The organism is Streptosporangium longisporum (assembly GCF_039534895.1).
Classification (GTDB): Bacteria; Actinomycetota; Actinomycetes; order Streptosporangiales; family Streptosporangiaceae; genus Streptosporangium; species Streptosporangium longisporum.
The window spans coordinates 318,589-343,211 of sequence record NZ_BAAAWD010000006.1 but is presented as its reverse complement, the minus strand read 5'-3'; the positions used below and the strand labels follow the sequence as shown (position 1 = coordinate 343,211).

The 24,623-nt window shown below is 71.9% G+C and carries 20 protein-coding genes; 16 read left to right on the top strand and 4 right to left on the bottom strand.

Annotated features, from left to right (window positions below):
• Positions 1-189: 189 nt before the first annotated feature.
• The 4 genes from ABD832_RS05615 to ABD832_RS05600 all read left to right on the top strand — a co-directional run bounded on the left by ABD832_RS05615 (position 190) and on the right by ABD832_RS05600 (position 8,329).
• Positions 190-3,189 carry a hypothetical protein gene (locus ABD832_RS05615; protein ID WP_344889359.1) on the top strand — a complete coding sequence of 1,000 codons (3,000 nt, stop codon included), beginning with the start codon at positions 190-192 and terminating at the stop codon, positions 3,187-3,189.
• 227 nt (positions 3,190-3,416) lie between these two features.
• Complete coding sequence (locus tag ABD832_RS05610) at positions 3,417-3,677, top strand: WhiB family transcriptional regulator (RefSeq protein WP_037969494.1); 261 nt, start codon at positions 3,417-3,419, stop codon at positions 3,675-3,677.
• Positions 3,678-4,040: 363 nt separating this feature from the next.
• The gene (locus tag ABD832_RS05605; RefSeq protein ID WP_344889356.1) at positions 4,041-6,917 is read left to right on the top strand and encodes a glycosyltransferase; all 2,877 of its coding nucleotides are present in this window, start codon (positions 4,041-4,043) and stop codon (positions 6,915-6,917) included.
• Positions 6,914-8,329, top strand: a complete 1,416-nt coding sequence (locus ABD832_RS05600) for a DUF5719 family protein (RefSeq protein WP_344889353.1) — start codon at positions 6,914-6,916, stop codon at positions 8,327-8,329. The genes ABD832_RS05605 and ABD832_RS05600 overlap by 4 nt, the downstream gene beginning before the upstream one ends.
• An 83-nt stretch (positions 8,330-8,412) precedes the next feature.
• Here ABD832_RS05600 and ABD832_RS05595 read toward each other — a convergent pair whose 3' ends face one another.
• Positions 8,413-8,868, bottom strand: a complete 456-nt coding sequence (locus ABD832_RS05595) for a metallopeptidase family protein (protein WP_344889350.1) — start codon at positions 8,866-8,868, stop codon at positions 8,413-8,415.
• A gap of 241 nt (positions 8,869-9,109) precedes the next feature.
• Here ABD832_RS05595 and ABD832_RS05590 point away from each other — a divergent pair, with 241 nt between their 5' ends.
• From ABD832_RS05590 to ABD832_RS05570, 5 genes are read left to right on the top strand one after another with little or no spacing between them, the layout of a single operon-like run.
• Positions 9,110-9,478: a DUF3499 domain-containing protein gene (locus ABD832_RS05590; protein WP_344889347.1), complete on the top strand. Its 369-nt coding sequence runs from the start codon at positions 9,110-9,112 to the stop codon at positions 9,476-9,478.
• A 49-nt stretch (positions 9,479-9,527) separates the two neighbouring features.
• The gene (locus ABD832_RS05585) at positions 9,528-10,883 is read left to right on the top strand and encodes a phosphomannomutase/phosphoglucomutase (RefSeq protein ID WP_344889344.1); all 1,356 of its coding nucleotides are present in this window, start codon (positions 9,528-9,530) and stop codon (positions 10,881-10,883) included.
• Between the two features lie 4 nt (positions 10,884-10,887).
• Entirely contained in the window at positions 10,888-11,061 is a 174-nt protein-coding gene (locus ABD832_RS05580) for a Trm112 family protein (RefSeq protein WP_344889341.1), read from the top strand.
• Positions 11,058-12,161: an SIS domain-containing protein gene (locus ABD832_RS05575; RefSeq protein ID WP_344889338.1), complete on the top strand. Its 1,104-nt coding sequence runs from the start codon at positions 11,058-11,060 to the stop codon at positions 12,159-12,161. The genes ABD832_RS05580 and ABD832_RS05575 overlap by 4 nt, the downstream gene beginning before the upstream one ends.
• Positions 12,162-12,207: 46 nt before the next feature.
• Positions 12,208-13,149: a cation diffusion facilitator family transporter gene (locus ABD832_RS05570; protein ID WP_344889335.1), complete on the top strand. Its 942-nt coding sequence runs from the start codon at positions 12,208-12,210 to the stop codon at positions 13,147-13,149.
• Between the two features lie 105 nt (positions 13,150-13,254).
• Here ABD832_RS05570 and ABD832_RS05565 read toward each other — a convergent pair whose 3' ends face one another.
• Positions 13,255-13,734 carry a MerR family transcriptional regulator gene (locus ABD832_RS05565; protein WP_344889332.1) on the bottom strand — a complete coding sequence of 160 codons (480 nt, stop codon included), beginning with the start codon at positions 13,732-13,734 and terminating at the stop codon, positions 13,255-13,257.
• 211 nt (positions 13,735-13,945) lie between these two features.
• On the opposite strand from ABD832_RS05565, the gene ahcY reads away from it, so the two are divergent.
• Positions 13,946-15,373: an adenosylhomocysteinase gene (gene ahcY, locus ABD832_RS05560; protein WP_344889329.1), complete on the top strand. Its 1,428-nt coding sequence runs from the start codon at positions 13,946-13,948 to the stop codon at positions 15,371-15,373.
• A 70-nt stretch (positions 15,374-15,443) separates the two neighbouring features.
• The gene (locus ABD832_RS05555; protein ID WP_344889326.1) at positions 15,444-16,685 is read left to right on the top strand and encodes an adenosylhomocysteinase; all 1,242 of its coding nucleotides are present in this window, start codon (positions 15,444-15,446) and stop codon (positions 16,683-16,685) included.
• A gap of 82 nt (positions 16,686-16,767) precedes the next feature.
• Here the strand turns inward: ABD832_RS05555 and ABD832_RS05550 are convergent, their stop codons facing one another.
• Positions 16,768-17,397 (bottom strand): DUF305 domain-containing protein, encoded by a 630-nt coding sequence (locus tag ABD832_RS05550; RefSeq protein WP_344889323.1) that lies wholly within the window; start codon positions 17,395-17,397, stop codon positions 16,768-16,770.
• Between the two features lie 159 nt (positions 17,398-17,556).
• Between ABD832_RS05550 and ABD832_RS05545 the strand changes: the two genes are divergently transcribed.
• The 4 genes from ABD832_RS05545 (at position 17,557) to ABD832_RS05530 (ending at position 22,383) form a co-directional block, all read left to right on the top strand.
• Positions 17,557-19,008 carry an LVIVD repeat-containing protein gene (locus ABD832_RS05545; protein WP_344889320.1) on the top strand — a complete coding sequence of 484 codons (1,452 nt, stop codon included), beginning with the start codon at positions 17,557-17,559 and terminating at the stop codon, positions 19,006-19,008.
• A gap of 424 nt (positions 19,009-19,432) precedes the next feature.
• Entirely contained in the window at positions 19,433-20,758 is a 1,326-nt protein-coding gene (locus tag ABD832_RS05540) for an LVIVD repeat-containing protein (protein WP_344893330.1), read from the top strand.
• Between the two features lie 216 nt (positions 20,759-20,974).
• On the top strand, positions 20,975-22,027 hold the full coding sequence (locus ABD832_RS05535; RefSeq protein ID WP_344889317.1) for a hypothetical protein: 1,053 nt from the start codon (positions 20,975-20,977) through the stop codon (positions 22,025-22,027).
• The gene (locus tag ABD832_RS05530) at positions 22,027-22,383 is read left to right on the top strand and encodes a GntR family transcriptional regulator (RefSeq protein ID WP_344889314.1); all 357 of its coding nucleotides are present in this window, start codon (positions 22,027-22,029) and stop codon (positions 22,381-22,383) included. The genes ABD832_RS05535 and ABD832_RS05530 overlap by 1 nt, the downstream gene beginning before the upstream one ends.
• Positions 22,384-22,479: 96 nt before the next feature.
• Here ABD832_RS05530 and ABD832_RS05525 read toward each other — a convergent pair whose 3' ends face one another.
• The gene (locus ABD832_RS05525) at positions 22,480-23,580 is read right to left on the bottom strand and encodes an RDD family protein (protein ID WP_344889311.1); all 1,101 of its coding nucleotides are present in this window, start codon (positions 23,578-23,580) and stop codon (positions 22,480-22,482) included.
• A gap of 37 nt (positions 23,581-23,617) precedes the next feature.
• Here ABD832_RS05525 and ABD832_RS05520 point away from each other — a divergent pair, with 37 nt between their 5' ends.
• Entirely contained in the window at positions 23,618-24,613 is a 996-nt protein-coding gene (locus ABD832_RS05520; protein WP_344889308.1) for a stage II sporulation protein M, read from the top strand.
• The last annotated feature ends 10 nt before the right edge of the window (positions 24,614-24,623 follow it).

Sequence of the window (24,623 nt, the reverse complement as noted above, 5' to 3'; positions counted from 1 at the left end):
ACCGTGCTGGTGGGCCGTGCTGGTGAGCCGTCACACCGCCGGTACGGGGGAGTTGCCTGTCGGAAATATGCATGTATGGGGGACAATGGAGCACTTATGGGGGTGGTGGGCTTCCTGGGACCACCGGCGGCAAAGTCAGCCATGTGCAAAACTGACCCGGGTTTACCTAAAGACCCTATGGGGGTAGTTGTGATCAATGTCGAAGCGAGCCGGCTTCGGGAACCGGCGGCGTGGCTCCTGGCCGCCGTCGCGTCCGCGATCGTCCTCGTCGGCATCGAACGCCTGCTGTTCGGGGGGTCCACGTTCGGGGACTCGTCCTTCACCGCGCGCGCCGCGGCCCACCTGAGTACCTTCACCTCGCCGGTGACCGTCGCCCTGCTCGTCGGGGCCGTGCTGCTGGCCACCCGCTTCGGCCCGGCGATCGCGCGACTGCGCCCGCTGGTCCTGCTGGTGACGGTCACCCTCGGGCTCTGCGTGCTGTTCGGCCTGATCGCCCTGCTGGGCGGGGTGCTGGGCGACTCGACGAGCACCCGGGAGAAGATCGAGATCCTCCTGGTCCACCTGCCCTCCCTCGCGCTGGCCGCGGTCGCGTTGCTGTACGTGCTGCCCAGGGCGATCCCGGCCACCTCCCGGGCCGCCGGCGTGTCCGGCCCGCTGTTCGGCGGGCAGGGACACCAGAACCCCGTCCCCGGCGGGTACGGCCCGGTGGGAGGGCAGGGCCCCTTCCAGGGACAGGGCCCCTCCCGTGAGCACGCCCCGTTCCAGGGCGCCCCGGACGGCCGGGGCCCGCGCGACGGCCACGCCCACCCCCAGGGCGGGGACGGTTACGCCCACCCCCAGGGCGCTCCCGGCCAGGACCCTCACTTCCAGGGCGTCCCGGGTCAGGGCCCTCACTCCCAGGGCCCCCACTTCCAGGGCGTCCCCGGACAGGGTCCCCACCCCGGGCAGCACCTTCCCCAGCAGGGGTTCCACCCGCAGGACCGGCCGGCGCAGGAGATGCAGCCCGCGCAGTCCCCGCCCCCGCACGTCCCGTACGGCCGCCCGGCCCTCCCGCCGGCCCCCGCGCACGCCTCCACCGGCACCCCCGCCGAGAACACCGCCCAGGAGTCCGTCCCGCTGTCGGCTCCCCCCGCAGGACACGCCCCGAGCCCGTACACCGCCACGGACGCCCCGCCCGCGCCCCCGGCCACGCCGTACGACGCGCCGTCCCTCTCCTCCTCCGCCTCCTCCGTGCCGGCGGAGCAGCAGGACCGGACGGAACCGCGCCTGCCCAACCCGCTCTCCTCCGATTCCTCGTACGGGCGGCCCGACCCGGCGTACGGGCAGGCGTCCTCCGACCCGGCGTACGGGCGGCCCGACCCCCAGGGTCTCGGGCACCGGACCGACGCCCCGGCCTACGGGTGGCAGGAGGCGACCTCGTCGGGATCCTCCGGCCGTCACTCCGAGGCGCAGGGCACCGGACGGGCCGAGCACGAGCAGGGGTCGTACCCGCAGCCCGAGCAGCAGGGGTCGTACCCGCGGGCCGAGCAGCAGGCGGACCCGCGGACCGAGCAGTGGGCGACGGCGGGGTATCCGCAGCCGGAGACCCAGGGGTACGCGCAGACCGGGCCGGACGACCGGCGACGGGCCGAGGCGCAGGAGCACGGACGGCGCGCCGAGTCCCGCCAGCCCGGGTACGGGCAGCACCACTCCAGCCCGCGGCTGCCCGATCCGCTCTCCTCCGACCCTCTCTCCTCGGAGTCGTTCACCTCGAACCCGCGGCTGCCCGATCCGCTCTCGTCGGACCCGCTGTCGGAGTCGTTCACCTCCAGCCCGCGACTGCCGGACCCCCTCTCCTCCGAGTCGTACACCTCGAACCCGCGGCTGCCGGACCCCCTCTCCTCCGAGTCGTACACCTCCAGCCCGCGGCTGCCGGACCCGCTCTCGTCGGACCCGCTGTCGGAGTCGTTCACCTCCAGCCCGCGGCTCCCCGACCCCCTCTCCTCCGACCCGGCGTACGGGCGGTCCGAGCCGCGTGATCAGGCACGGCAGGAGTCGTACGGACGGCAGGAGCCCTCGCCCGCCGAGCCCTCGGGCTGGTACACCGACTCCCAGGCCCAGGGTGCCGACCGGTCCGAGCAGTGGGCCCGCGGAGGTTCCGAGCAGGGCCACAGGCCCGAGCCGCAGGCGCACGGATTCCCGGAGCCGCAGGGCTACCTCCGGCCGGAACCGGAGGACCGGTCGCAACCCGCATCCCAGGGACCCGGGCACCGGCAGGACCCGCAGGGGTTCGGGCAGCAGGGCCCGTACACCCCCGACCTCCAGGCAGCCGCCCCGCAGGCGTACCGGCCGGAGCAGCAGGTTCCCGCTGGTCAGGCCGGGGTGCCCCTCGCGCCCGACGACGTCTCCGCGTCCCCGTTCGAGGACCGTCCCTCACCCTTCGAGGACCGGGCGCCGCACGGCTTCCCCACGCCTCCGGAGAACTACGGCGGGCCGGTCGCCGGCCACCCGGGTGCGGACCCCGCGTACTCGACCGCGCCGGACCTGCACTACCCGACGCCGGACCCGGTGGACCTGAGGTCCCAGCAGATGGCCCAGGCCTACCAGCAGGCGAAGAACTACCAGCAGACGCACGGCAACGAGTCGCCGCTCCGCCTTCCGGAGTACGGGGCCTCGGGCCACGGCGACCCGCTCGGGCACCCGCAGACCTCGCAGGCGTCCCAGCACCCCCAGCCCTCCCAGGACCGGTACCCCCAGACCCCGCCCTCCCAGACCCCGTCCCCCCAGGACCAATACCCGCAGGCCCAGCCCTTCCAGCCGCAGTCCCCTCAGGAGCAGTACCCGCAGGCCCAGCCCTCCCAGGCCGAGTACCCCCGGGACCGGTACTCCCAGGCGCAGCCCCCGTACGACCCGGCGCCGCAGTACCCGCCGCGTGACGAGCAGCGGTGGGAGCCCGAGTCCGAGGCGACGCTCCGGTTCAACCCGGCCGCCTACCGGGACGACCCGCTGGGCGCCCCGGTCACTCCCCCGGGGGCCCCCGCCCACACCCCCGAGACGTGGGACTCGAAGCCGATAGATCCCACCGCGATCTATCGTCCCGAGCAACGCCGGGGACAGGTCACGGATGAGGAAACCCCGGATACAGACAAGGTGGGCCCCGGTCAGGATCAGAACATCTCCTGGTACGGTTCCGACCGCCGAGAGCGCTGAGCCCCTGGCGGTGACAGCGATCACCTGGTGCAATTGCCGTCGTGGCAGGCAGACGACCCACAACCGGGGAGAGCAGGTCTTTCCCCGGATACCAGCATGCCGCTTGACGTCACACCGGGCACGCGCGTGTAATTACACACGTGTTGTTACGCCTTCCTCTGGGTGGGTAAGGGGCAGGCGTTCATAGGGGGGCTCCATTTTGCGGGCGTGCGGCAGGGAGGTGTGCAGTGGCCGACCTGGTCATCGCACAGGAGAGCATCGCTGAAGAGCAGCTTGGCTGGCAGGAGCGTGCCTTGTGCGCGCAGACCGACCCGGAGGCGTTCTTCCCGGAGAAGGGAGGCTCCACCCGCGAGGCCAAGAAGGTTTGCCGCTCCTGCGAGGTGCGTGCCGAGTGTCTTGAGTACGCACTGGAACATGACGAGCGGTTCGGCATCTGGGGTGGACTGTCCGAGCGTGAACGCCGCCGGATCAAGCGCGAGGCCGTCTGACCCGTCCGGACGAGGGCCGGCCGGCAGGCCGGAGCACACCGAGGATCCGGACGGCACGCGAGTCCGAGCACCGATGAACACGAAGTCCGACACACCGATGAACACCTGACAACATCCGACCGGTACCGAACGGGTGCCGTGCAGGGCACCGTGCGGGTGCCGCAAGGCCACCGGAGAGGTCCGGACGGTCCGACAGAGAACACGTGACGCCCTGGAGAGGGCTTGACGAATATGCCCACGGGGCCACGTGACGTCGGTCGCGTGGCCCTTTTTCATGGGCGTCATCAGCTGTAAGACATACTCCGACATAGGGTGCCGTATCGTGGTCGCGCCGATCACCGCCCCCTCCTGAACACGGGACGTATGTCCATCAACGACCCCCAGCGCCCCCCTCGCCCTCAGCACACGGTCACCGCGATCGTCGTCTCCCACGACGGTTCCCGCTGGCTGGGGGAGACCCTGGAAGCCCTGCTCCGGCAGACCCGCCCGGTGGACCGGGTCGTCGGGGTGGACAACGGCAGCAGGGACGGCAGCGCCGACCTGCTGACCCGGTCCCTCGGCCCCCGCGCCGTCCTGACCCTGCCCCGCTCGACCGGGTTCGGCGAGGCCGTGACCGAGGTGCTCGACCGGCTCGGGCCCGGCGGCGGCCGGGAGTGGATCTGGCTGCTGCACGACGACTGCGCCCCGGACGCCCACGCCCTGCAGATCCTGCTGGAGGCCGCGGACTCCGACCCCAAGGCGGCGGTGCTCGGTCCCAAGCTGCGTGACTGGGTGGACCGGCGGCTGCTGCTGGAGGTCGGCTTCACCGTCGACCGGACCGGCCGCAGGGACACCGGGCTGGAGGCCCGCGAGTTCGACCAGGGACAGTACGACGGCACCAGGGACGTGCTCGCGGTCTCCACCGCGGGCATGCTGATCCGCAGGGACGTGTGGGAGGAGGTCGGCGGTCTCGACCCCGCCCTGCCGCTCTTCCGCGACGACCTCGACCTGTGCTGGCGGGTCAGGGTCGCCGGGTACCGCGTGCAGAACGTCACCCGGGCGGTCGCCTGGCACGCCGAGGCCGCCACCCGGCGCAGGCGCCGCATCACCGCCAGCGGCGACCATCCCCGCCGCCTGGACCGCCGCAACGCCCTGTTCGTCGTCATGGTGAACCTGCCCCCGCGGGCGCTGCCGTGGGCGCTGGTCCGCAACCTGTTCGGGTCGCTGCTGCGCACGGTGCTGTTCCTGGTGGCCAAGCAACCGGCCAACGCGCTGGACGAGTTCCTGGCCTTCGGCTCGGTGTTCGGCCATCCGGTACGGATGATCAAGGCCAGGCGGACGCGGTCCAGGGGACGCGGATCGGGGGCCGTGGCGACCGCCAGGCTGCTCACGCCCGCGGGCGCGGGCTACCGCAGGCTCGTGGACCGGGCCCGCAACTACCTGGCCGGGGCCGGGTTCGTGGAGTCCGCCGGTCGCCACCACGCCGTGGCCGCCCAGCGCCCGCAGGAGGACGGCGAGGAACTGCTCGCCGACACCGGGGTGATGCAGCGCGTCTTCGGCAACCCGGGGGTGCTGCTCTTCCTGGCGCTCACCCTGGTCACACTGATCGCCGAGCGGGCCCTGAACGGCGGCGCCCGGCTGGGCGGCGGCGCGCTCGTCCCGGCGATCGGCGGAGCCTCGGACCTGTGGGACCTCTACCGCGAGGGCTACCACCGGACCGGCCTGGGCACCGACGCCTGGGCCCCGCCGTACGTGGCGGTGCTGGCCGCGCTGTCCACGGTGCTGTTCGGCAAGACCTGGCTCGCGGTCTCGGTGCTGCTGCTCGGCTGCGTGCCGCTGGCCGGGATCTCCGCCTACGCGGCCACCCGGTGGATGATCCCGGGCCGCTGGACCCGGGTCTGGCTGGGCTCGTCGTACGCCCTCCTGCCGGTGGCCACCGGCGCCGTCGCCGCGGGGCGGCTGGGCACCGCGGTGGTGTTCGTCCTGCTGCCCGTCTACGCGGCGCTGGCCACCGTCGTGCTCACCGGGGAACGGCGCCGGGCCCGTCGCGCCGCCTGGGCACTGGGGCTCCTGCTGGCGGTCGGCACGGCCTTCGCGCCGCTGGTCCACCCGCTCACCGCGGTGCTCGGCGGGCTGGCGGCGCTGGCCTTCCCGCGCCGGGGCGTCGCGGTCTCGATGCTGGTGGCGTTCGCCGTGCCGGTGGCCCTGCTGCTGCCCTGGCTGGTCCAGATGGCCGCCTCCCCGGGACGGCTGCTGCTGGAGGCCGGTCTGCACCAGCCCTCGCTGGTCGATCCCGCGCTGAGCGCCGAGTCGCTGCTGCTGCTGAGCCCGGGAGGGCCGGGCATGCCGCCGCTCTGGGTGACGGCCGGCCTCATCGTGGCCTGCCTGCTCGCGCTGCTGATGCGGCGCAACCGGATGGTCATCGCGGTCGGCTGGGGCGTCGCGCTCTTCGGGCTGCTGACGGCGATCCTGGTCAGCAGGACCTGGGTCACCTCGATCAACGGCGACGTGGAGGCCCCGGCCTGGCCGGGGGTGCCGCTGGCCTTCGCCGCCACCGGCATGCTGGTGGTGGCCGCGCTCACCGCCGGCCGGATCACCGAGTTCCGGGCCGCCGGGGGGACGCGCAGGCTCGTCGCGTTCGGCGTCGTCGTGGTGGCGTTCTCCACGCCGCTGCTCGCCGCGGGCATGTGGATCGCCAGGGGCGCGGACGGCCCGATCCGCGGGACCGTGCGCGACGTCGTCCCCGCCCTGGCCGCGGTGAACTCCGCGGGCGGCGAGCGGACCCTGCTGCTGCGCGCCTCGCCGGACCGGCTGCTCTTCACCGTGCTGAGCGGGCGCACGCCGATCGTCGGCGAGGCCGACATCCCCGTCCCCGAGGGTCCCAGGGAGCGGGTCCGCCTGGCCGCCGCCGGGCTGGTGTCCGGCCGGGGCGGGGACGACGCCCGCGTGCTCGCCGCCCACGGCGTCCGTTTCGTCGTGGTGACCGCGCCCGTCGATCCGCAGGTCAGCGCCGCGCTCGACTCGCAGCCCTCGCTGGCGAGGATGAGCCTGTCCCGCTCGGTCGGCGTGTGGCGGCTGACCTCGCCCGTGGCCGCCCCGCCCACCCCGCCCGGTGATCCCTGGCACGGCCGCTGGCTCCTGGTCCAGACCGTGCTGGTGATCGTCGTCATGGTGCTGGCGGCGCCCGGCCGCGGCGAGAACGACGAACCCGCGGTCCCCGTGGACCTGCCCGAACCCCGTAGAGAGCCGGTCGCCCGGTGAGATCCCTGATCGAGAACCGATTCGGCCTGCTGGCCCTGGTGCTGGTGGCCCTGCTCGCCCTGTACGGGACGGCCGCCGCGAGCCGGCCACAGGTCGCCGCCACCCCGGCGCCCCGCCCCGAGAGGGTGCCCGTCGCCTCTGTGACGGCCGTCTGCCCGGCGCCCGGCGAGGCCGCCGTCGGCGTGCTCGCGCCTCCGGGAAGCAGGCAGGCGGGCGCCGCCTCGCTCGTCACCGGGGAGAAGACCCTGGCCACCCTGGACACCCCGGGACGCCTCTGGCGCGAGGAGGTGCCCGCCTCGTCGCCGCCCCTCGTCGTCACGGCCTCCGGGAGCATGGCCGCGGGCCTGGAGGCGTCACAGACCCGGAAGGAGACCTCGGGCGGGCAGCGGGGGCTGGCCGGGGTGCGCTGCGCCGAGCCCACGGCGAGCACCTGGCTGGTCGGGCCGGGACCGGCCGCGGCCGACGTCACCCTGTACCTGTCCAACGCCGATCCGGCCGCGGCCATCGCCGAGGTCATGATCTATTCCGGTGAGGGCCCGGTGATCACCGACCGCGGGAGCGTGTTCACCCTCAAGCCCGGGGAGAGCCGCACGGTCAAGGTCGCCGATCTGGCGCCCTCGGCGCTGGTCATGGCGATCCAGGTACGCACCACCTCGGGGCGGGTCACCGCGGCGGCCCGCGCGCTGATGAACGACGGGCGCGGCGTGGACTGGCTGCCGGTCTCCGCCGCCCCCGCCACCCGCGTCGTGGTGCCCGCCATCCCCGGCGGGGGCGGGAGACGGGAGCTGCTCGTCGCCTCCCCCGAGGAGGTGGACACGCTGGTCGAGATCAGGGCGCTCACCCCCGACGGGACGTACGCCCTCAAGGGCCGCGAGCTGGTGGAGGTGCCCGCGGGTTCCGTCGCCACCCTGGACCTGTCCACCGGGGTCGGCGGCCAGCCCGCCGCGCTGCTGCTCACTTCCGACAGCCCGGTCGTCGCCGGGCTCGTCGTCACCGGCACCGGCGCGCGGCCGGACGTGGCGTTCACCGCCGGGTCGGCCCCCATCGACCTGGGCAGCGTCGTGGCCGAGAACCGTACGGGCGGCAAGACGGCCTCCCGGCTGCTGCTGACCGCGCCGCAGACGGCGGGCTCGGTGAGCGTGCAGGTGGTGACCGGTACGGACGAGGCGCCCGAGCCGTTCCAGGTGGACATCTCCGCGGAACGCACCCGGCAGGTGGACCTTCCCAAGATCAAGGGGGCCTTCGCGGTGGTCGTGCAGCCGCTGCCCGGCTCGGGGCCGGTCCACGGCGGGCGCGTGATGGAGGAGCGGCTCAAGGGGGGGACGGCGCTGACCGTGCAACCCCTGGCCGCGGCCCGGATGTGGGCGCTGGTCCCGCCGATCGCCGAGTCCGCCGCGACCGTGCTGCCCTGAGCCGTGCCGTCCCTGAGCCGGGTGCCCCGGGCCCGTGCCGTCCCTGAGCCCGTGCCATGCCGGGGGGGCGGTCGTGCCGGAGGTCAGTCGTGGTCGTCGAAGCCGGGGTCGACCGACTCGGGGGAGAGCCCCAGCAGGCCCGCGACCTGTTCCACCACGGCCTCGTGCACCATCGCGCCCAGGTGGTCGCGGTCGCGCGACCGGCTCTCCAGGGGGCGGCGGTAGATGATCACGACGGCCGGACGGCTCCCCGCGGCCGGTTCGGACCGTCCGAACGGGATCGGCTCCCCGGTCAGCAGGCCCGGCCCGTCGCCCAGCTCGCTGATCGGCGGGACCTCCTCGACCGCGAACTCCACGGCCGCCAGCTGCTTGCCCCAGCGGGGCTTGAGCCGGTCGACCGCGTCCAGCACCAGGTCGTCGAACCGCTCGCTGCGGGCCTTGGCGATCGGCACGTGCGAGGGCGCCAGCGGGCCGCGCAGGCCGCGGCCGTGCCTGTCGCGCCTGCGGGGAGAACGGGGTCTGCCGGGTGCCGGGCTCACGGCCCCAGCTTAGACGCGACCCGGGCGGGCACGGGAGGGCGCCGGTCGCGGACGGCGGGACCTCCCGGGGACCTTCCGGGGAGATCCGAGGGAGATCCCGGGGAGATCCGGGGGCGTGCGGACAGGGGGTGAAGCCGTACAGGCGGGTGGAAGCCAGGACACGTGTCCGAATTGTGGCGACACGCTCGTTAAGAGCGCTCAGATAGTGGCGCCCCGGACGCTTACCGGATACGGTCCCACCGTGAGCCCCGTCCGCCGCTGTTCCCGCACCGCGTGCAGTCAGCCTGCCGTTTTCACGCTCACGTACGTCTACGCCGATTCGACCGCTGTTCTCGGGCCCTTGGCGACGTACGCCGAGCCGCACTGTTACGACCTGTGTGCCGAGCATGCCGAGCGGCTCACCGCCCCCCGCGGCTGGGAGGTGGTCCGCCTGCCGACCGACGGCACCCCGCCCAGCACGGACGACCTGGAGGCCCTGGCGAACGCGGTCCGCGAGGCCGCCAGGCCCGCGCCGAGCGGCGGCACCGAGCCGGTCGGCCAGGGGGTCGAGGTCGGCCGCAGGGGGCACCTGAGGGTGCTCCGCTCGGCTCAGCCCCAGCGTGACCGCTGACCCTACTAGGCTGGGGGGCACCGGACACGACGTAAAGGGTGGAGCTGGAGTGGGCGACCTCGCCAAGATCTTCAAGGCGTACGACGTTCGTGGCGTCGTGCCGGACGAGTTCGACGAGGCGACCGCCGAGGCGGTGGGCGCGGCCTTCGCCGAGGTGACGGGCGCGAGGACCGCGGTCGTGGCGTACGACATGCGGGCCTCCTCGGTGCCGCTGGCTGCGGCCTTCGTCCGGGGGGTCGTCTCCCGCGGGGCGGACGTGATCAACGCGGGCCTGGGCTCCACGGACATGCTCTACTACGCGAGCGGCAGCCTCGGGCTCCCCGGCGTGATGTTCACCGCCAGCCACAACCCGGCCCGCTACAACGGCATGAAGATGTGCAGGGCCGGTGCCGTGCCGATCGGCGGCGCCACCGGGCTCGTCGAGATCCGCGACCGGGCGGCCGAGATCCTCGCCTCCGGCTCCCTGGGCGGCCCCGGGGGCGGCACGGTCTCCGAGCGCGACCTGCTGGCCGGTTACGCCGAGTACCTGCGCGATCTGGTCGACCTGTCCGGCATCCGGCCGCTGCGGGTCGTGGTGGACGCCGGCAACGGGATGGGCGGGCACACGGTCCCGACTGTGCTGGAGGGGCTGCCGGTCGAGCTGACCGCCCTGTACTTCGAGCTGGACGGGACCTTCCCCAACCACGAGGCCAACCCCATCGAGCCGGACAACCTGCGCGACCTGCAGAAGGCCGTGCTGGACGTGGGCGCCGACCTCGGGCTGGCCTTCGACGGCGACGCCGACCGCTGCTGGGTGGTGGACGAGCGCGGGGAGTCGGTCTCCCCGTCCACGATCACCGCGCTGGTCGCGGTCCGCGAGCTGGGCAGGCACCCGGGAGCCGCGATCATCCACAACCTGATCACCTCCCGGGGGGTCCCGGAGATCGTCGCCGAGCACGGCGGCCGGGCGATCCGCACCCGGGTGGGCCACTCGTTCATCAAGGCCGAGATGGCCCGGACCGGCGCGGTCTTCGGCGGCGAGCACTCCGCCCACTACTACTTCCGGGACTTCTGGTTCGCCGACTCCGGCATGCTGGCCGCGCTGCACGTGCTGGCCGCGCTGGGCGAGCAGGAGCGGCCCCTGTCGCAGGTCCTGGCGGAGTACTCCCGCTACGCGGCCTCCGGGGAGATCAACAGCACGGTCGCCGACCAGGCGGCCGCGACCGAGCGGGTCCGCGCCACGTTCGCCTCCCGCGACGGCGTCACCTTCGACGAACTGGACGGCATGACCGTCTCCGGCCCCGGATGGTGGTTCAACCTCCGTCCGTCCAACACCGAGCCGCTGCTCCGGCTGAACGCCGAAGCGGCCGACGAGACCCAGATGGCAGCGATCAGGGACGAGGTCCTTGCCCTCGTGAGGAGCTGAACACGTGAAGATCGACGACTGGCTGCTGGAGATCCTGGCCTGCCCCAACTGCAAGTCCCCGCTGCGGGCCGAGCCCGCCGTGGACGAGCTGTCCTGCACCTCCGCCTCCTGCGGCCTGGTCTACCCGGTCCGCGACGACATTCCGGTCCTGCTGGTCGACGAGGCCCGGAAGTCGTGAACTGGGAGCCGGATCGGCTCGACGACCAGAAGTGGCTGACCGAGGGCGACCCCTCGGGCATGCTGCGAGCCGTGGCCGACTCGGCCGCGCAGATCCGTACCTCCCGCAGGGCCGCCGTGGAGGCGGGCCTGTCCTCGCTCACCGGCCAGGGCCGCCCCCGGGCGATCGTGGTCGCGGGCATGGGGGGTTCGGGCACCGCCGGTGACATCCTCAACGTGGTGTGCGGCCCCGGCGCCCCGCTGCCGATCGTGACCGTCAGGTCCCACCGGCTTCCGGGCTGGATCGGCGCGACCGACCTGGTGATCGCCGTCTCCCGTTCCGGCGGGACCGAGGAGACCGTCACGGCGGCCACCGAGGCCGTCCGGCGCGGGTGCCGCCTGCTCGCCGTCGCCGCGCCCGGCTCGCCGCTCCAGGCGATCGCCAGGCAGGCGGGGGCGCCGTTCGTGCCCGTCGAGGGGACGCGTCCGCGTGCCGCGCTGTGGGCGCTGGCGGTCCCCCTGGTGGTCGCCGCGGCCGAGCTCGGCCTGGTCGAGGCCGGGGAGGAGATCTTCGAGGGGGTCGCCGGGCGGCTGGAGGACCTGGCCAACCGCTGCCGCCCGGCCAGCGAGTCCTTCATCAACCCCGGCAAGTCGCTGGCCATGGACGTCGCCGAGACCGTGCCGATGATCTGGGGGTCCTCGCCGGTGGCGACCGTCGCGGCCCAGCGGTGGGCCTGCCAGTTCGGCGCGACCGGCAGATACCCGGCGATGTGGGGGGAGCTGTCGGAGGCCGGCCACAACCAGGTCGCCGCCCTTGACGGCCCGCTCGCCCAGCGCGACATCTTCGCCGACGAGAGCGGAAGGTCGCTCCGACTGTTCCTGCTGCGCGACGTGGATGAGGACCCCCGGCTGCTGCGCCGCAGGGAGGCGTCGGTCCGGCTGGCCGAGGGACGCGGTGTCCCGGTCACCCAGATCGCCGCGGAGGGGCTGCACCCGCTGGAGCGGCTGGCCACGCTGATCGCGCTCGGAGATTTCGCGAGTACATACCTCGCACTCGGGTACGGGCTGGACCCGACCCCTGTATCGGCCATCACCGAACTCAGGGCGAGAATTTCCCAATAGGATTCCTGTCTCGTCTTTCGACCATACGAGCTGAGCGGAGGCTGCCGTGAGCGCGGGCGGCGGTACTAAGGCAATCATCGCGGCGTTGGCCGCCAACCTGGCGATCGCCGTGGCCAAATTCGTGGCGTTCCTCTTCACGGGTTCGTCATCGATGATCGCCGAATCGGTCCACTCGGTGGCCGACTCGGGCAACCAGGCACTGCTGCTGCTGGGCGGCAAGCGCGCGCAGCGCGCCCGCACGCCCCAGCACCCCTTCGGGTACGGCAGGGAGCGCTACTTCTACGCGTTCGTGGTCGCGGTGGTGCTGTTCACCATCGGCGCGGTGTTCTCCCTCTACGAGGGCATCCACAAGCTCCAGCACCCCGAGAAGCTCACCTCCCCGCAGTGGGCCTTCGGCGTGCTGATCTTCGCGATCATCGCCGAGTCGTTCTCCTTCAGGACGGCGATCATCGAGTCCAACCACGTCCGGGGCAACCAGTCCTGGGTGCAGTTCATCCGCCGCTCCAAGTCGCCCGAGCTTCCGGTCATCGTGCTGGAGGACCTCGGCGCGCTGCTGGGCCTGATCTTCGCGCTCTTCGGCGTGACGATGGCCGTGGTGACCGAGAACCCGGTCTGGGACGGCGTCGGCACCATCATGATCGGCGTGCTGCTCGCGGTGATCGCGATCATCCTGGCGATCGAGACCAAGTCGCTGCTGCTCGGCGAGGGCGCGGGCCCGGAGGTCGAGGCCGCCATCATGCAGGCGCTGGAGAGCGCCCCCGAGGTGACCCGGGTCATCCACATGCGCACGCTGCACCTGGGCCCCGAGGAGGTCCTGGTCGCGGCCAAGATCGCGGTCGACCACGACGACACGGCCGCCGACGTGGCCCGTGGCATCGACGAGGCCGAGAAGCGCATCCGCGCCGCCGTCCCCACGGCCCGGGTCATCTACCTGGAGCCCGACCTGTACCGGTCCGACGTCTCGGCCCCCTCCTCCGGCGCCGTCTGACCGCACCGTCCCGCCGTGCCCCGGCCGGTCACCGAACGGGTGACCGGCCGGCGCCGTCCGGACTGCCTTCTGCGGGCCTTCTTTTCAGGCCGCCCGTCGCGGGCGTCAGGGCCGCCCGTCGCGGGTGGCCCCAGGGACGCCGCCGCGAGCGGTCCCGGAGATGCCGGTGCGAGCGGCCCCGGGGATGCCGCCGCGGGAGGCCACGGAAGTGCCACCGCGGGAGGCTCCGGGAATGCCGCCGCGAGCGGCTCCGGGGCCACCCTGGAGCAGGCGCAGCGCCTTCTCCTTCTCGAAGTCCAGGGCCCTGCGGGGGATCTGCAGGCGGCCGATCCGCAACCCCAGATCCCGTACGGCCTGGGCGACCGCGGGCTCGCTCAGCACGCGCAGCGCGAAGGCCAGCTCGGCGGGGGAGACGTCGAACCGCCGCTCCAGCTCCAGGCTCTGGGCGACGGCCGCGAGCTCCTCGGGACCGAACCGGCGGTGCGCGCCCTGGTTCCTGATCGGGGGCAGCAGCCCGAGCGCCTCGCGGTAGCGGAGCATCCTGGGAGACATCCCGAGCCTTCTGGCGGCCTCGGTGATCCGCATCGACGACCCCTTTCCGCGGAACCTTACATTCTTGTGTCAGGTTAACCCCTCAAAGGGTGCGCGCGGTCGTTCCGTCCGCCTAAACTCGCAAGCGTCGAACTTTCCGGTGGAGCGGTGAGCCGGGGCCCGAGAGCGAGGCCGGTCGCGGGACGAGAGCGACGGGCGCGGGCGCGAGGCACGTACCGCCCATCAACCAGAGGGGTAACCACACATGGACTTCAAGGTCGCCGACCTTTCCCTTGCGGCCTTCGGCCGCAAGGAGATCCAGCTGGCGGAGCACGAGATGCCGGGCCTGATGGCCGTCCGCGAGGAGTACGCCGCGGCCCAGCCGCTCGCCGGTGCGAAGATCATGGGCTCGCTGCACATGACCATCCAGACCGCCGTCCTCATCGAGACCCTGGTCGCGCTGGGCGCCGAGGTCCGCTGGGTGAGCTGCAACATCTTCTCCACCCAGGACCACGCCGCCGCCGCCGTGGTGGTCGGCCCCGAGGGCACTCCGGAGGACCCCAAGGGCGTCCCGGTCTTCGCCTGGAAGGGCGAGACCCTGGAGGAGTACTGGTGGTGCACCGAGCAGGCGCTGCTCTGGCCCGGCGGCGGTGGCCCCAACATGATCCTCGACGACGGCGGTGACGCCACCCTGCTCGTCCACAAGGGCGCCGAGTACGAGAAGGCCGGCGCCGTGCCGAGCGCCTCCGAGGACGACCCCGAGGAGTGGGGCGTCATCCTGGAGCTGCTCCGCCGCACGGTCACTCCCGAGGGTCACTGGACCAAGGTCGCCGCGGGCATCAAGGGTGTCACCGAGGAGACCACGACCGGTGTGCACCGCCTGTACGAGATGTTCAAGAACGGGACGCTGCTCTTCCCGGCGATCAACGTCAACGACTCGGTCACCAAGTCCAAGTTCGACAACAAGTACGGCTGCCGCCACTCGGTGATCGACGGTCTCAACCGCGCCACCGACGTGCTGATCGGCGGCAAGGTGGCGCTCGTGGCCGGTTACGGCGACGTCGGCAAGGGCTGCGCCGACGCGCTCCGCGGCCAGGGCGCCCGCGTGATCATCACCGAGATCGACCCGATCTGCGCGCTCCAGGCGGCCATGGACGGCTTCCAGGTCGCCACGCTGGACGAGGTCGTCGGCAGCGTCGACATCTTCGTCACCACGACCGGCAACTTCAACATCATCACGGCCGACCACATGGCCCAGATGAAGCACAACGCCATCGTGTCCAACATCGGCCACTTCGACAACGAGATCGACATGGCCGGCCTGGCCAGGATCCCGGGCATCGAGAAGACCGAGGTCAAGCCGCAGGTGCACACCTGGCGCTTCCCCGACGGCAAGCAGATCATCGTGCTCGCCGAGGGCCGCCTGATGAACCTGGGCTGCGCCACCGGCCACCCGTCGTTCGTGATGTCGAACTCCTTCACCAACCAGGTGATCGCGCAGATCGAGCTGTTCACCAAGACGGACGACTACCCGATCGGCGTCTACGTGCTGCCCAAGCACCTGGACGAGAAGGTCGCCCGCCTGCACCTGGACGCCCTGGGCGTGAAGCTCACCAAGCTCACCAAGGCCCAGGCCGAGTACATCGGCGTGGACGTCGAGGGCCCCTACAAGTCCGACCACTACCGTTACTGATACCGATCGGTACGTTCCACCGGGCCCCCGCGACGTCGCGGGGGCCCTGCCGGGTGAGCGGGGGAGAGACGTGGACAGCGCTCTGGTGGCCGCCGGGGAGCGGAGGATCGGGTGGGCGGCGCGGGCGATGCCGGTGCTCACCGCCCTCGGCGAGCGGTTCGCCGCCGAGCGGCCCTTCGAGGGCCTGCGGATCGCCGCCTGCCTGCACGTCACCGCCGAGACCGCCGTGCTCATGGGCACGCTCCGGGCCGGCGGGGCGGAGATCGCCCTGGCCGCCTCGAACCCCCTGTCCACCCAGGACGACGTGGCCGAGGCGCTGCGCGACTACGGGATCGTCGTGCACGCGGAGGCCGGGGTGACCAGGGAGGCCTACTACCGCCACATCCACCAGGCGCTCGACATCCGCCCCGACCTCGTCCTGGACGACGGCTGCGACCTGGTCAACATCCTGCACACCGAGCGGACCGACGTGCTGGAGACGGTCTCCGGAGGGTGCGAGGAGACCACCACCGGGATCATCAGGCTCCGCAGGATGGCCGCGGAGAACGCCCTGCGCTTCCCCGTGGTGGCGGTCAACGACACCCGGACGAAGCGGATGTTCGACAACCGCTACGGCACCGGCCAGTCGACCATGGACGGCATCATGCGGGCCACCAACACGCTGCTCGCGGGCAAGACCGTGGTGGTCGCCGGGTTCGGCTACTGCGGCCGGGGCGTCGCCGAGCGGGCCAGGGGGCTGGGCGCGCGGGTCGTGGTGACCGAGATCGACCCGGTGAAGGCGCTGGACGCCCTGCTCCAGGGCTACGACGTGCGGTCGATGACCGCCGCGGCCGAGACCGGGGACGTCTTCGTCACGGTCACCGGCAACCGCGACGTGATCAGGGGGGAGCACCTGGTCCTGATGAAGGACGGCGCGATCCTGGCCAACGCCGGGCACTTCGACGTCGAGATCGACGTCCGTGCCCTGGACGACCTGGCGCAGGCCGTCCATCGCGGCGTACGCCCCAGCACCGACGAGTACGTCCTCGCCGACGGCCGCAGGATCCTGCTGCTCGCCGAGGGCCGCCTGGTGAACCTGAGCGCCGCGGAGGGGCATCCCGCGGCCGTCATGGACATGTCCTTCTCCGCGCAGGCGCTCTCGGTGGAGTGGCTGGTCCGCGAGCGGGCACGGCTCGCGCCCGGCGTGTACGACGTGCCGGAGGACGTGGACGTGGAGGTGGCGCGGCTCAAGCTGGCCGCCGCCGGGATCGAGGTGGACGAGCTGACCGATGACCAGGAGGAGTACCTGCACTCCTGGCGGCTCGGCTCGTAGGCGTCACCCGTCCTCCGCAGGCGTCACACCCCTCCTCGCAGGCGTCACGCCGTCACCCTGCTCCTCGCGGGCGTCCACCCGCTCAGAGCTCGGCCTCCATCTCCCGCATCCTGCGGATCTCGGCGCTCTGGGTGACCGAGACGTCGTTGGCCAGCTCCTCGATCCGCTGGTGCGAGCCGGAGACCAGCAGCTTCTCGGACATGGTGATCGCGCCCAGGTGGTGGGCGGTCATGAGCTCGATGAAGAGCCGGTCGAAGTCCTTGCCCGAGGCGGCCTTGAGCGCCTCCATCTGCTCCGGCGTGGCCATCCCGGCCATGCCCTCGTGCCGGGCGTGGTGGTCGGGGGCGCTCACCCCCTGCTGCTGGAGCCAGGAGATCATGAACTGGATCTCCGGGCCCTGGGTGTCCTTGATGCGCGAGGCCAGGCCCTTCAGCCGGGTGTGCTCGCCCCTGGTGGGGGCCAGGGCGGCCATGTCCAGGGCCTGGCGGTGGTGGACCACCATGTTGCGGACGTACGTCACGTCGGCGGCGTTGGCGGTGTCGGTGGGGACGATCGTGGCGGCCTCGGAGGGGCCGACGGTCCTGGCCTGCTCGCCCGGCTTTCCCGGGACGATCACCGGTGCCGACGCCCGTGAGGCCGCGGGCGGTTCCGCCTCCGAGGTGCACGCGGAGAGGGAGAGTGCGGCGATCACGATGACGAGCGCGGCACGCACCCGGCCTCCTTCTGCCAGTTTCCAGTAATGCATGACCGTAACTGCCTGCGCATCCGTCCGTAAAGGGCTCACCCCGGCAACAGTTGCTAACACTATGACAACTTGTCGCGCGAGGCGCTTGGGTGAACTATTTGGACTTTATGCTCCATTTATAGGTGCATGTACCAAGGAGGTCCACGAGTGTCCACCCTTTTCGGGAAGGGCCTGACCGGTCGTTTCCTGATCGCGGCAGGCATCGCCGCCGCGACGGCACTGGCGGCGCTACCCGCGCAGGCCGCTGACATCCCGGCGCCCGGTGAGATCGCCAAGAGCGCGAACATCGAGCACGTGCTCAACGTTCCCAAGCCCGCCGAGCTCCCCGACATCCACACCGACATGGCGTTCCAGGGCGACTACGCCTACGTCGGCAACTACTCCGGCTTCTCGATCTACGACATCCGGAAGCCGAAGCGGACCTCTCTGGTCAGCTCGGTGCTCTGCCCCGGCGGCCAGATGGACGTGGCGGTCTACGGCAACCTCCTCTTCGGCGCGGTCGACTCCTCCCGCAACGACGACTCCTGCAACAGCGTCGGCCAGACGGCCGACATCAAGGAGTCGTGGGAGGGTGTGCGGATCTTCGACATCAGCGACAAGAAGAACCCCAAGTACATCAAGGCGGTCGAGACCGCCTGTGGTTCGCACACGCTGACCCTCGTCCCGGGCAAGGGCAGGGACCGGCGCAACGTCTACGTGTACGTGTCCTCGTACCGGCCGGGCGCCGCGTTCCCGGACTGCCAGCCGCCGCACGACAAGATCTCGGTCATCAAGGTGCCGCTGCGCACGCCCACCGACGCGGCCGTGGTCGCCACCCCGGTGCTCTTCCCCGACGGCGGCAACCCCGGTGACGGCCTGCCGTACCCGGAGGGGACCTCGGCGACGAGCGGCTGCCACGACATCACCGCCTACCCGGAGAAGAACATCGCGGCCGGAGCCTGCATGGGCGAGGGCATCCTGATGGACATCTCCGACCCGGTCGCCCCCAAGGTCACCGCCACGGTCCGGGACGACCAGAACTTCGCGTTCTGGCACTCGGCGACCTTCAACAACGAGGGCACCAAGGTGATCTTCACCGACGAGCTCGGCGGCGGCAGCAGGGCCACCTGCAACGAGGCGATCGGCCCCAACCGCGGTGCCAACGCCTACTACGACCTCGCCGGCGGGCAGTTCGTCTTCAAGAGCTACTTCAAGATCGCCCGCCACCAGGCCGACACGGAGAACTGTGTCGCGCACAACGGCTCGCTGATCCCGGTCAAGGGCAAGGACATCATGGTCCAGGCCTGGTACCAGGGCGGCATCTCGGTCGTGGACTTCACCGACTCGGCCAACCCGCAGGAGATCGCGTTCTTCGAGCGCGGCCCCGACGAGACCGCCGCCCCGCTCAGCGGTGGCTTCTGGTCGGCGTACTACTACAACGGTTACATCTACGGTAGTGACTTCAACCTCGGCCTCGACGTGTTGAAGATCAACGACCGGCGCACGGACAAGGCGTCGAAGGTGAGGTTCGACATCCTGAACGCGCAGACCCAGGCCTCCTACCGGGAGGGCCACGGCCACGGCCACGGTCACCACTGATCGACGATCGACGGCGGGACGGCCGCCGGGAGCCCGGACGGGGCACCCGGCGGCCGTCCCTTTTCCCGTCGCGGCGTGCCCGGCCTTCCGGGGCCGGCCGTCCCCGGAAGGGTGACGTCCGTGCGGCCGGTCCCGTCGCGGGCGCCCCTCGCCGGCGTGGGCCCCGGCCGCGATCGCGTGACCTCGGACATCCCGGCTGGCGCGTACGAAAAAGGCGTTAATCATAATGTCCACAAGATCTCAAGTAAAGACCCCGTATTACATTTTATTGTGACAAACCAACAGGCGATCCCCCGGATCTGTCAAGGATGTTGTTTGTTAATTTATGGGTGCCTTATGTCTGCTCCTAGGAGGCACCCGAGTGTTCGCTCATCGAAGAGCCGTACGGGCGTTGGTGGTGGCGGCGACGGCCGCGGCCACGCTGATGTCCACGGTGTCCGCGCAGGCCAACGACATCCCCCCGCCAGGTGAGGTCGTCACCAGCCCCAACGTGACGCACGTGGGCACCCTGCCCAAGCTCCCCGGTCTCGAAGCCACCACCAACAGCGACATCGCCTTCCAGGGCGACTACGCCTACGTCGGCAACTACGGCGGCTTCTCGATCTACGACATCAGGAACCCCACGCGGGCCAAGCTGGTCAGCGGAGTCCTGTGCCCCGGCTCCCAGATGGACGTCTCCGTCCACGGCGACCTGCTGTTCACCGCGGTCGACAACTCCCGCAACGACGACTCCTGCAACAGCGTCGGCCAGACGGCCGACATCAAGGAGTCGTGGGAGGGTGTGCGGATCTTCGACATCAGCGACAAGAAGAACCCCAAGTACATCAAGGCGGTCGAGACCGCCTGTGGTTCGCACACGCTGACCCTGGTCCCGGGCAAGGGCAGGGACCAGCGGCGCAACGTCTACCTGTACGTCTCCTCGTACAACCCGAGCGCCGCGTTCCCGGACTGCCAGCCGCCGCACGACAAGATCTCGGTCATCAAGGTGCCGCTGCGCAAGCCGACCGACGCGGCCGTGGTCGCCACCCCGGTCGTCTTCCCCGACGGCGGCAACGAGACCCAGCCGGGCCTGCTGCTGCCGACCAGCGGCTGCCACGACATCACCGTGTACGCCGAGAAGGACATCGCGGCCGGGGCCTGCATGGGTGACGGCGTCCTGTTCGACATCTCCGACCGGGCGAACCCGGTGGTCACCGAGCGGACCACGGACCCGAACTTCGCGTTCTGGCACTCGGCGACCTTCAACAACCGGGGCAACAAGGTGATCTTCACCGACGAGCTCGGCGGGGGAAGCCTGGCCACCTGCAACGAGGCCACCGGTCCGACCCGGGGTGCCGACGCCGTCTACGAGATCGTCAAGGGCAAGCTCGTCTTCAAGGGCTACTTCAAGATCGGCCGTCACCAGACCGACACGGAGAACTGTGTCGCGCACAACGGCTCGCTCATCCCGGTCAAGGGCAAGGACATCATGGTCCAGGCCTGGTACCAGGGCGGCGTCTCCTTCGTGGACTTCACCGACCCGGCCAACCCGAGGGAGTTCGGCTACTTCGAGCGCGGCCCCGAGCCCGACGGCGGACGCGGCGGCATCTGGTCCGCGTACTACTACAACGGGTACGTCTACGCGAGCGACTTCCGCCGGGGACTGGACGTCCTGCGGATCGACGACCGCCTGACCGACCCGGCCAAGCGGGTCCGCATGGACCGGCTGAACGTGCAGACCCAGAGCTCCTACCCGGAGCGCCGGCACTGACCACCCGGCGGGCCGCCGTCCCGTGTCCCTGACGGGGGACGGCGGCCCGCGACCACGGACCCGACCGACGGGTCCGCTCCAGCGTGAACGACGCCCCGGCCGCCTGCGGCCGGGGCGTTTCGGCGTGACAGGACCCTCTCCTGCCGGCCACGGTCCAGGCCATGGCGCGACTGTTTAGACTGTTATAGTCTAATACAAACAGTAGGAGGTGGGATCGTGTTCATCCCCTTGTCCGCCGTGTCTCCCTACCGCTCCGATCACGCCGCGCCGGGACGGACGCGTCGGCTGGTCCTCACGGTCCTCGGCCCGGTGTTCCTCCTGGTCGTGCCTCTGGCCACCATCAAGCTGTACACCGGGCGCCTTCCCGGCCATGTCCACTTCGCCGGGTGGGCCGTCGACACCGGGTACGAGCTCACCTGGCGGGGCGTGTCCTCCCAGTCGCTCTTCGGGCTGATGGTGTGGTTCGAGACCGCGCTCGTCATCCCCTTCCTGTACTACTGGCGTCTGCCCCGGGTCCAGCGCGGACTGGTGGCTTTCAGCTTCGCCTTCGGCCTGTACGTGCCGGTGTCGGGCCTGCTGTCGATCTCGGCCACGGGCTCCGCGAGTCGGCCGGTGTGGCACGTGGCGGTGGAGGCCGTCGCGCTGGCGGTGGGGTTCGCGCTGGGCAGGGTGGCGGCGGGTCCGCTGCCGCAGCCGCCCGAGGTGACCGCCGCACCGCCGTCGCACGCGCCCGCCATGGCGCTCGGCCCGCGGCAGCGTGTCCTGTTCACCACCTCGGCCTGGTCGGTCCGGACCCTGCTGGCCGCCACGGCGCTGGCGGCGGCCACCGTGTCGATCGTTCTGTGGGACGACCTCGAATGGCAGCGTGTGGTGCTGCTCGCCGGGATGACGGTCTTCGTGGCGGCACAGGCGCGTACCCGTCTGCAGATCGACGGCTCGGGGGTGACCCTGAGGGTCCCCTGGATGCCCATCCTCAGCCGTACCGTGCCGTACGCGCTGATACGGTTCGCCGAGGCCAGGAACGAGCCTCCCCCCTACCGCGGGCCGGCCGAGGCCGAGGCGGGCGCGGCGGGGAGCGGGCCCCCTCCCGGGCGGTACAGGCTGGGCGACGGCACGAACGGGTGGGGTGCCGTCAGCGGTAAGGGCCCGGTGCTCGCCCTGTCCCTGGCCGACGACCGGTGGTTCGTCTACTCCACGCGTGAGGCGCGGGAGGCGGCGGCCCTGGTCAACGGATGGCTGCACAGGCGACGACAGGCGGGGACGGCATAATGTTGATCACGGTTGATCCCTCGTCGGCCCAGCCGCTCGCCGACCAGGTGGCGGACTCGGTCCGCGTCGCCCTGGCCGGCGGCATGGTGGGCCCCGGGGATCGGCTCCCCTCGGCGCGGACCGTGGCCGCCGCCCTGGACATCAACCTGCACACCGTCCTGCGCGGTTACCAGCAGCTGCGCGAGGAGGGGCTGGTCGAGCTGCGCCGGGGCCGGGCGGCCGTCATCACCGGGCAGGCCGACGGGCTCCGCCTGCGGCTCGCGGCGGCGGCCGAGGAGTTCGCCAAGGCCGCGCGGCAGGCCGGCGCCTCCACCGAGGAGGCGCTCGCCGCGGCCCGCGAGGCCCTGACGCGATGACGCGACCGGTACGACGGGCATGACGAGCGCCGCGACGGGCGTGACGAGCGCCGCGACGGACGCGGTGGTTGGACGAGCGCGGTGGCGCGACGACGGTCAGGCCGGGGGGACGAAACCGCCCGGGGTGGGCCCGCCCGCCCGGTCGGCGGGCTCGGGGGCGACCGGTGGAGGAGCCGGTCCGGGCCGGTACGCGTCGGGCTGGGGAGCGCCGGGATGATACGCGCCGGTCTGAGGAGCACCGGGGTGGTACGCGCCGACTTGGGGAGCGCCGGTCGGGTACGAGCCGGTCTGAGGAGCGCCGGGATGGTACGCGTCGGTCTGGTACGCGCCGGACGAAGGAACGCCGGGCGGGTACACGCCGGGTGCGGGAGCGCCGGGCCGGTAGGCGCCCGGTGAGGGAACACCGGGCTGGTACGCGCCGGGTGCGGGTACGGCCGGCGGGTACGCCCCCGTGCTCCGGGCCAGGCGGAACTGCTCGCGGCGCCGGCGCTCGGCCAGGACGGCCGTCAGGTAGGCGAAGGGCGGCACGCCCGGCGGTGCGGGCGGGGAGACGAAGGCCGACATCTCGGTGGCGATGCGCACACCCATCTCGTGCCGGACGGCGGGGGACAGGTCGTGCCAGCGCATGAGGTACTGCCGCGCGGTGGCCGCGACCTGCTCGGGCAGCCGGGACAGCTCCAGTGTCGCCGCCCACGCGGCGAGCGGCGGGGGCATGTCCAGCACCGGCCCGTACTGCCGGGGAGCGCGCTCGGAGATCACCATGGTGCCGGAGAAGACATCCCCGAGCCTCTTGCCCCGCTCCGAGATCAGCGAGCTGATCAGCGCGGGGGCGCCGCTGAGGATCCAGAACTCCAGGACCCCGGCCAGCCCGCGGAACAGGGCCTGGCGGAACCGCTCGGGGCCGCCGTCGTCGCTGACCACCCGGAGCCCCAGGGCGAGCTTGCCCAGGCTGCGCCCGCGGCTGAGCGTCTCGAAGATCACCGGATAGCCGACGAGCACGAGCACGCTGAGCGCGAGATAGACCATCGTGGTCAGGGCGGCGTCGTTCAGCAGGCCCAGGCTGCCGACCAGCAGGGAGACGCCCAGCAGCGTCGCGGCCTGGACGGCCATGTCGATCAGCAACGCCGCGGCCCTGCTCGGGAGCTGGGCGACGCGTACCTCTACGACCACGGCCTCGCCGGTTACGACATCGGACACATCCAGCACCCTACCTTCGACTGGATAGGCTGCCCGAGTGGACATCGACGCCTTCGTCACCGCGCACCGCCCCGCCTGGGACCGCCTGGAGGCCCTGATCAGGCGGCGCAGGTCGCTGAACGGCGCCGAGGTCGACGAGCTGGTCGACCTCTACCAGCGGGTGGCCACCCATCTGTCGCAGGTCCGCTCGGTCTCGGCCGACCCGATCCTGGTGGGCCGCCTGTCGGCGCTGGTGGCCCGGGCCCGCTCGGCCGTGACCGGCGCGCACACCCCCGCCTGGCGGGAGTTCGTGCGCTTCTTCACCGTCTCCTTCCCGGTGGTCGCCTACCGGGCCCGCCACTGGTGGGTGGCCACCACCGTCGCGTTCCTGCTGGTCTCCACCGTCGTCGCGGCCTGGGTGGCGGGGGACCCCGCGGTCCAGGCGTCGATCGCGACGCCCGAGCAGATCACCCAGCTCGTCGAGCACGACTTCGCCGACTACTACTCGGAGAACCCCGCGGTCTCGTTCGCCGGGCAGGTCTGGGTGAACAACGCCTGGGTCTCGATGCAGGTCATCATGATGTCCCTGCTGCTCGGCCTGCCGATCCCGTACGTCCTGTGGGAGAACGCGCTCAACGTGGCGTTCTCGGCCGGGCTGATGGCCTCGCGCGACAAGCTGGACATCTTCTTCGGCCTGATCACCCCGCACGGCCTGCTGGAGCTGACCGCGGTGTTCCTCGCCGCGGCCGTCGGCATGCGCCTCGGCTGGACGGCCGTGGACCCGGGCCCGCGCGGGCGCCTGGAGGCCCTGGCGGAGCAGGGCAGGGCCGTGATGAGCGTGGCCCTGGGCCTGGTCGTGGTGCTCCTCGTCTCCGGCCTGATCGAGGGCCTGGTCACGCCCTCGGGGCTGCCCACCTGGGCCCGGATCGGCATCGGCGTGGTGGCCGAGGTCCTCTTCCTCGCGTACGTGATCTTCTTCGGCCGCCGGGCCCTGGCCGACCGCGAGACCGGGGACATGGAACGCGCCCCCGACCTCGCCCCGAGCGCCGGCTGACCGTCCCCGC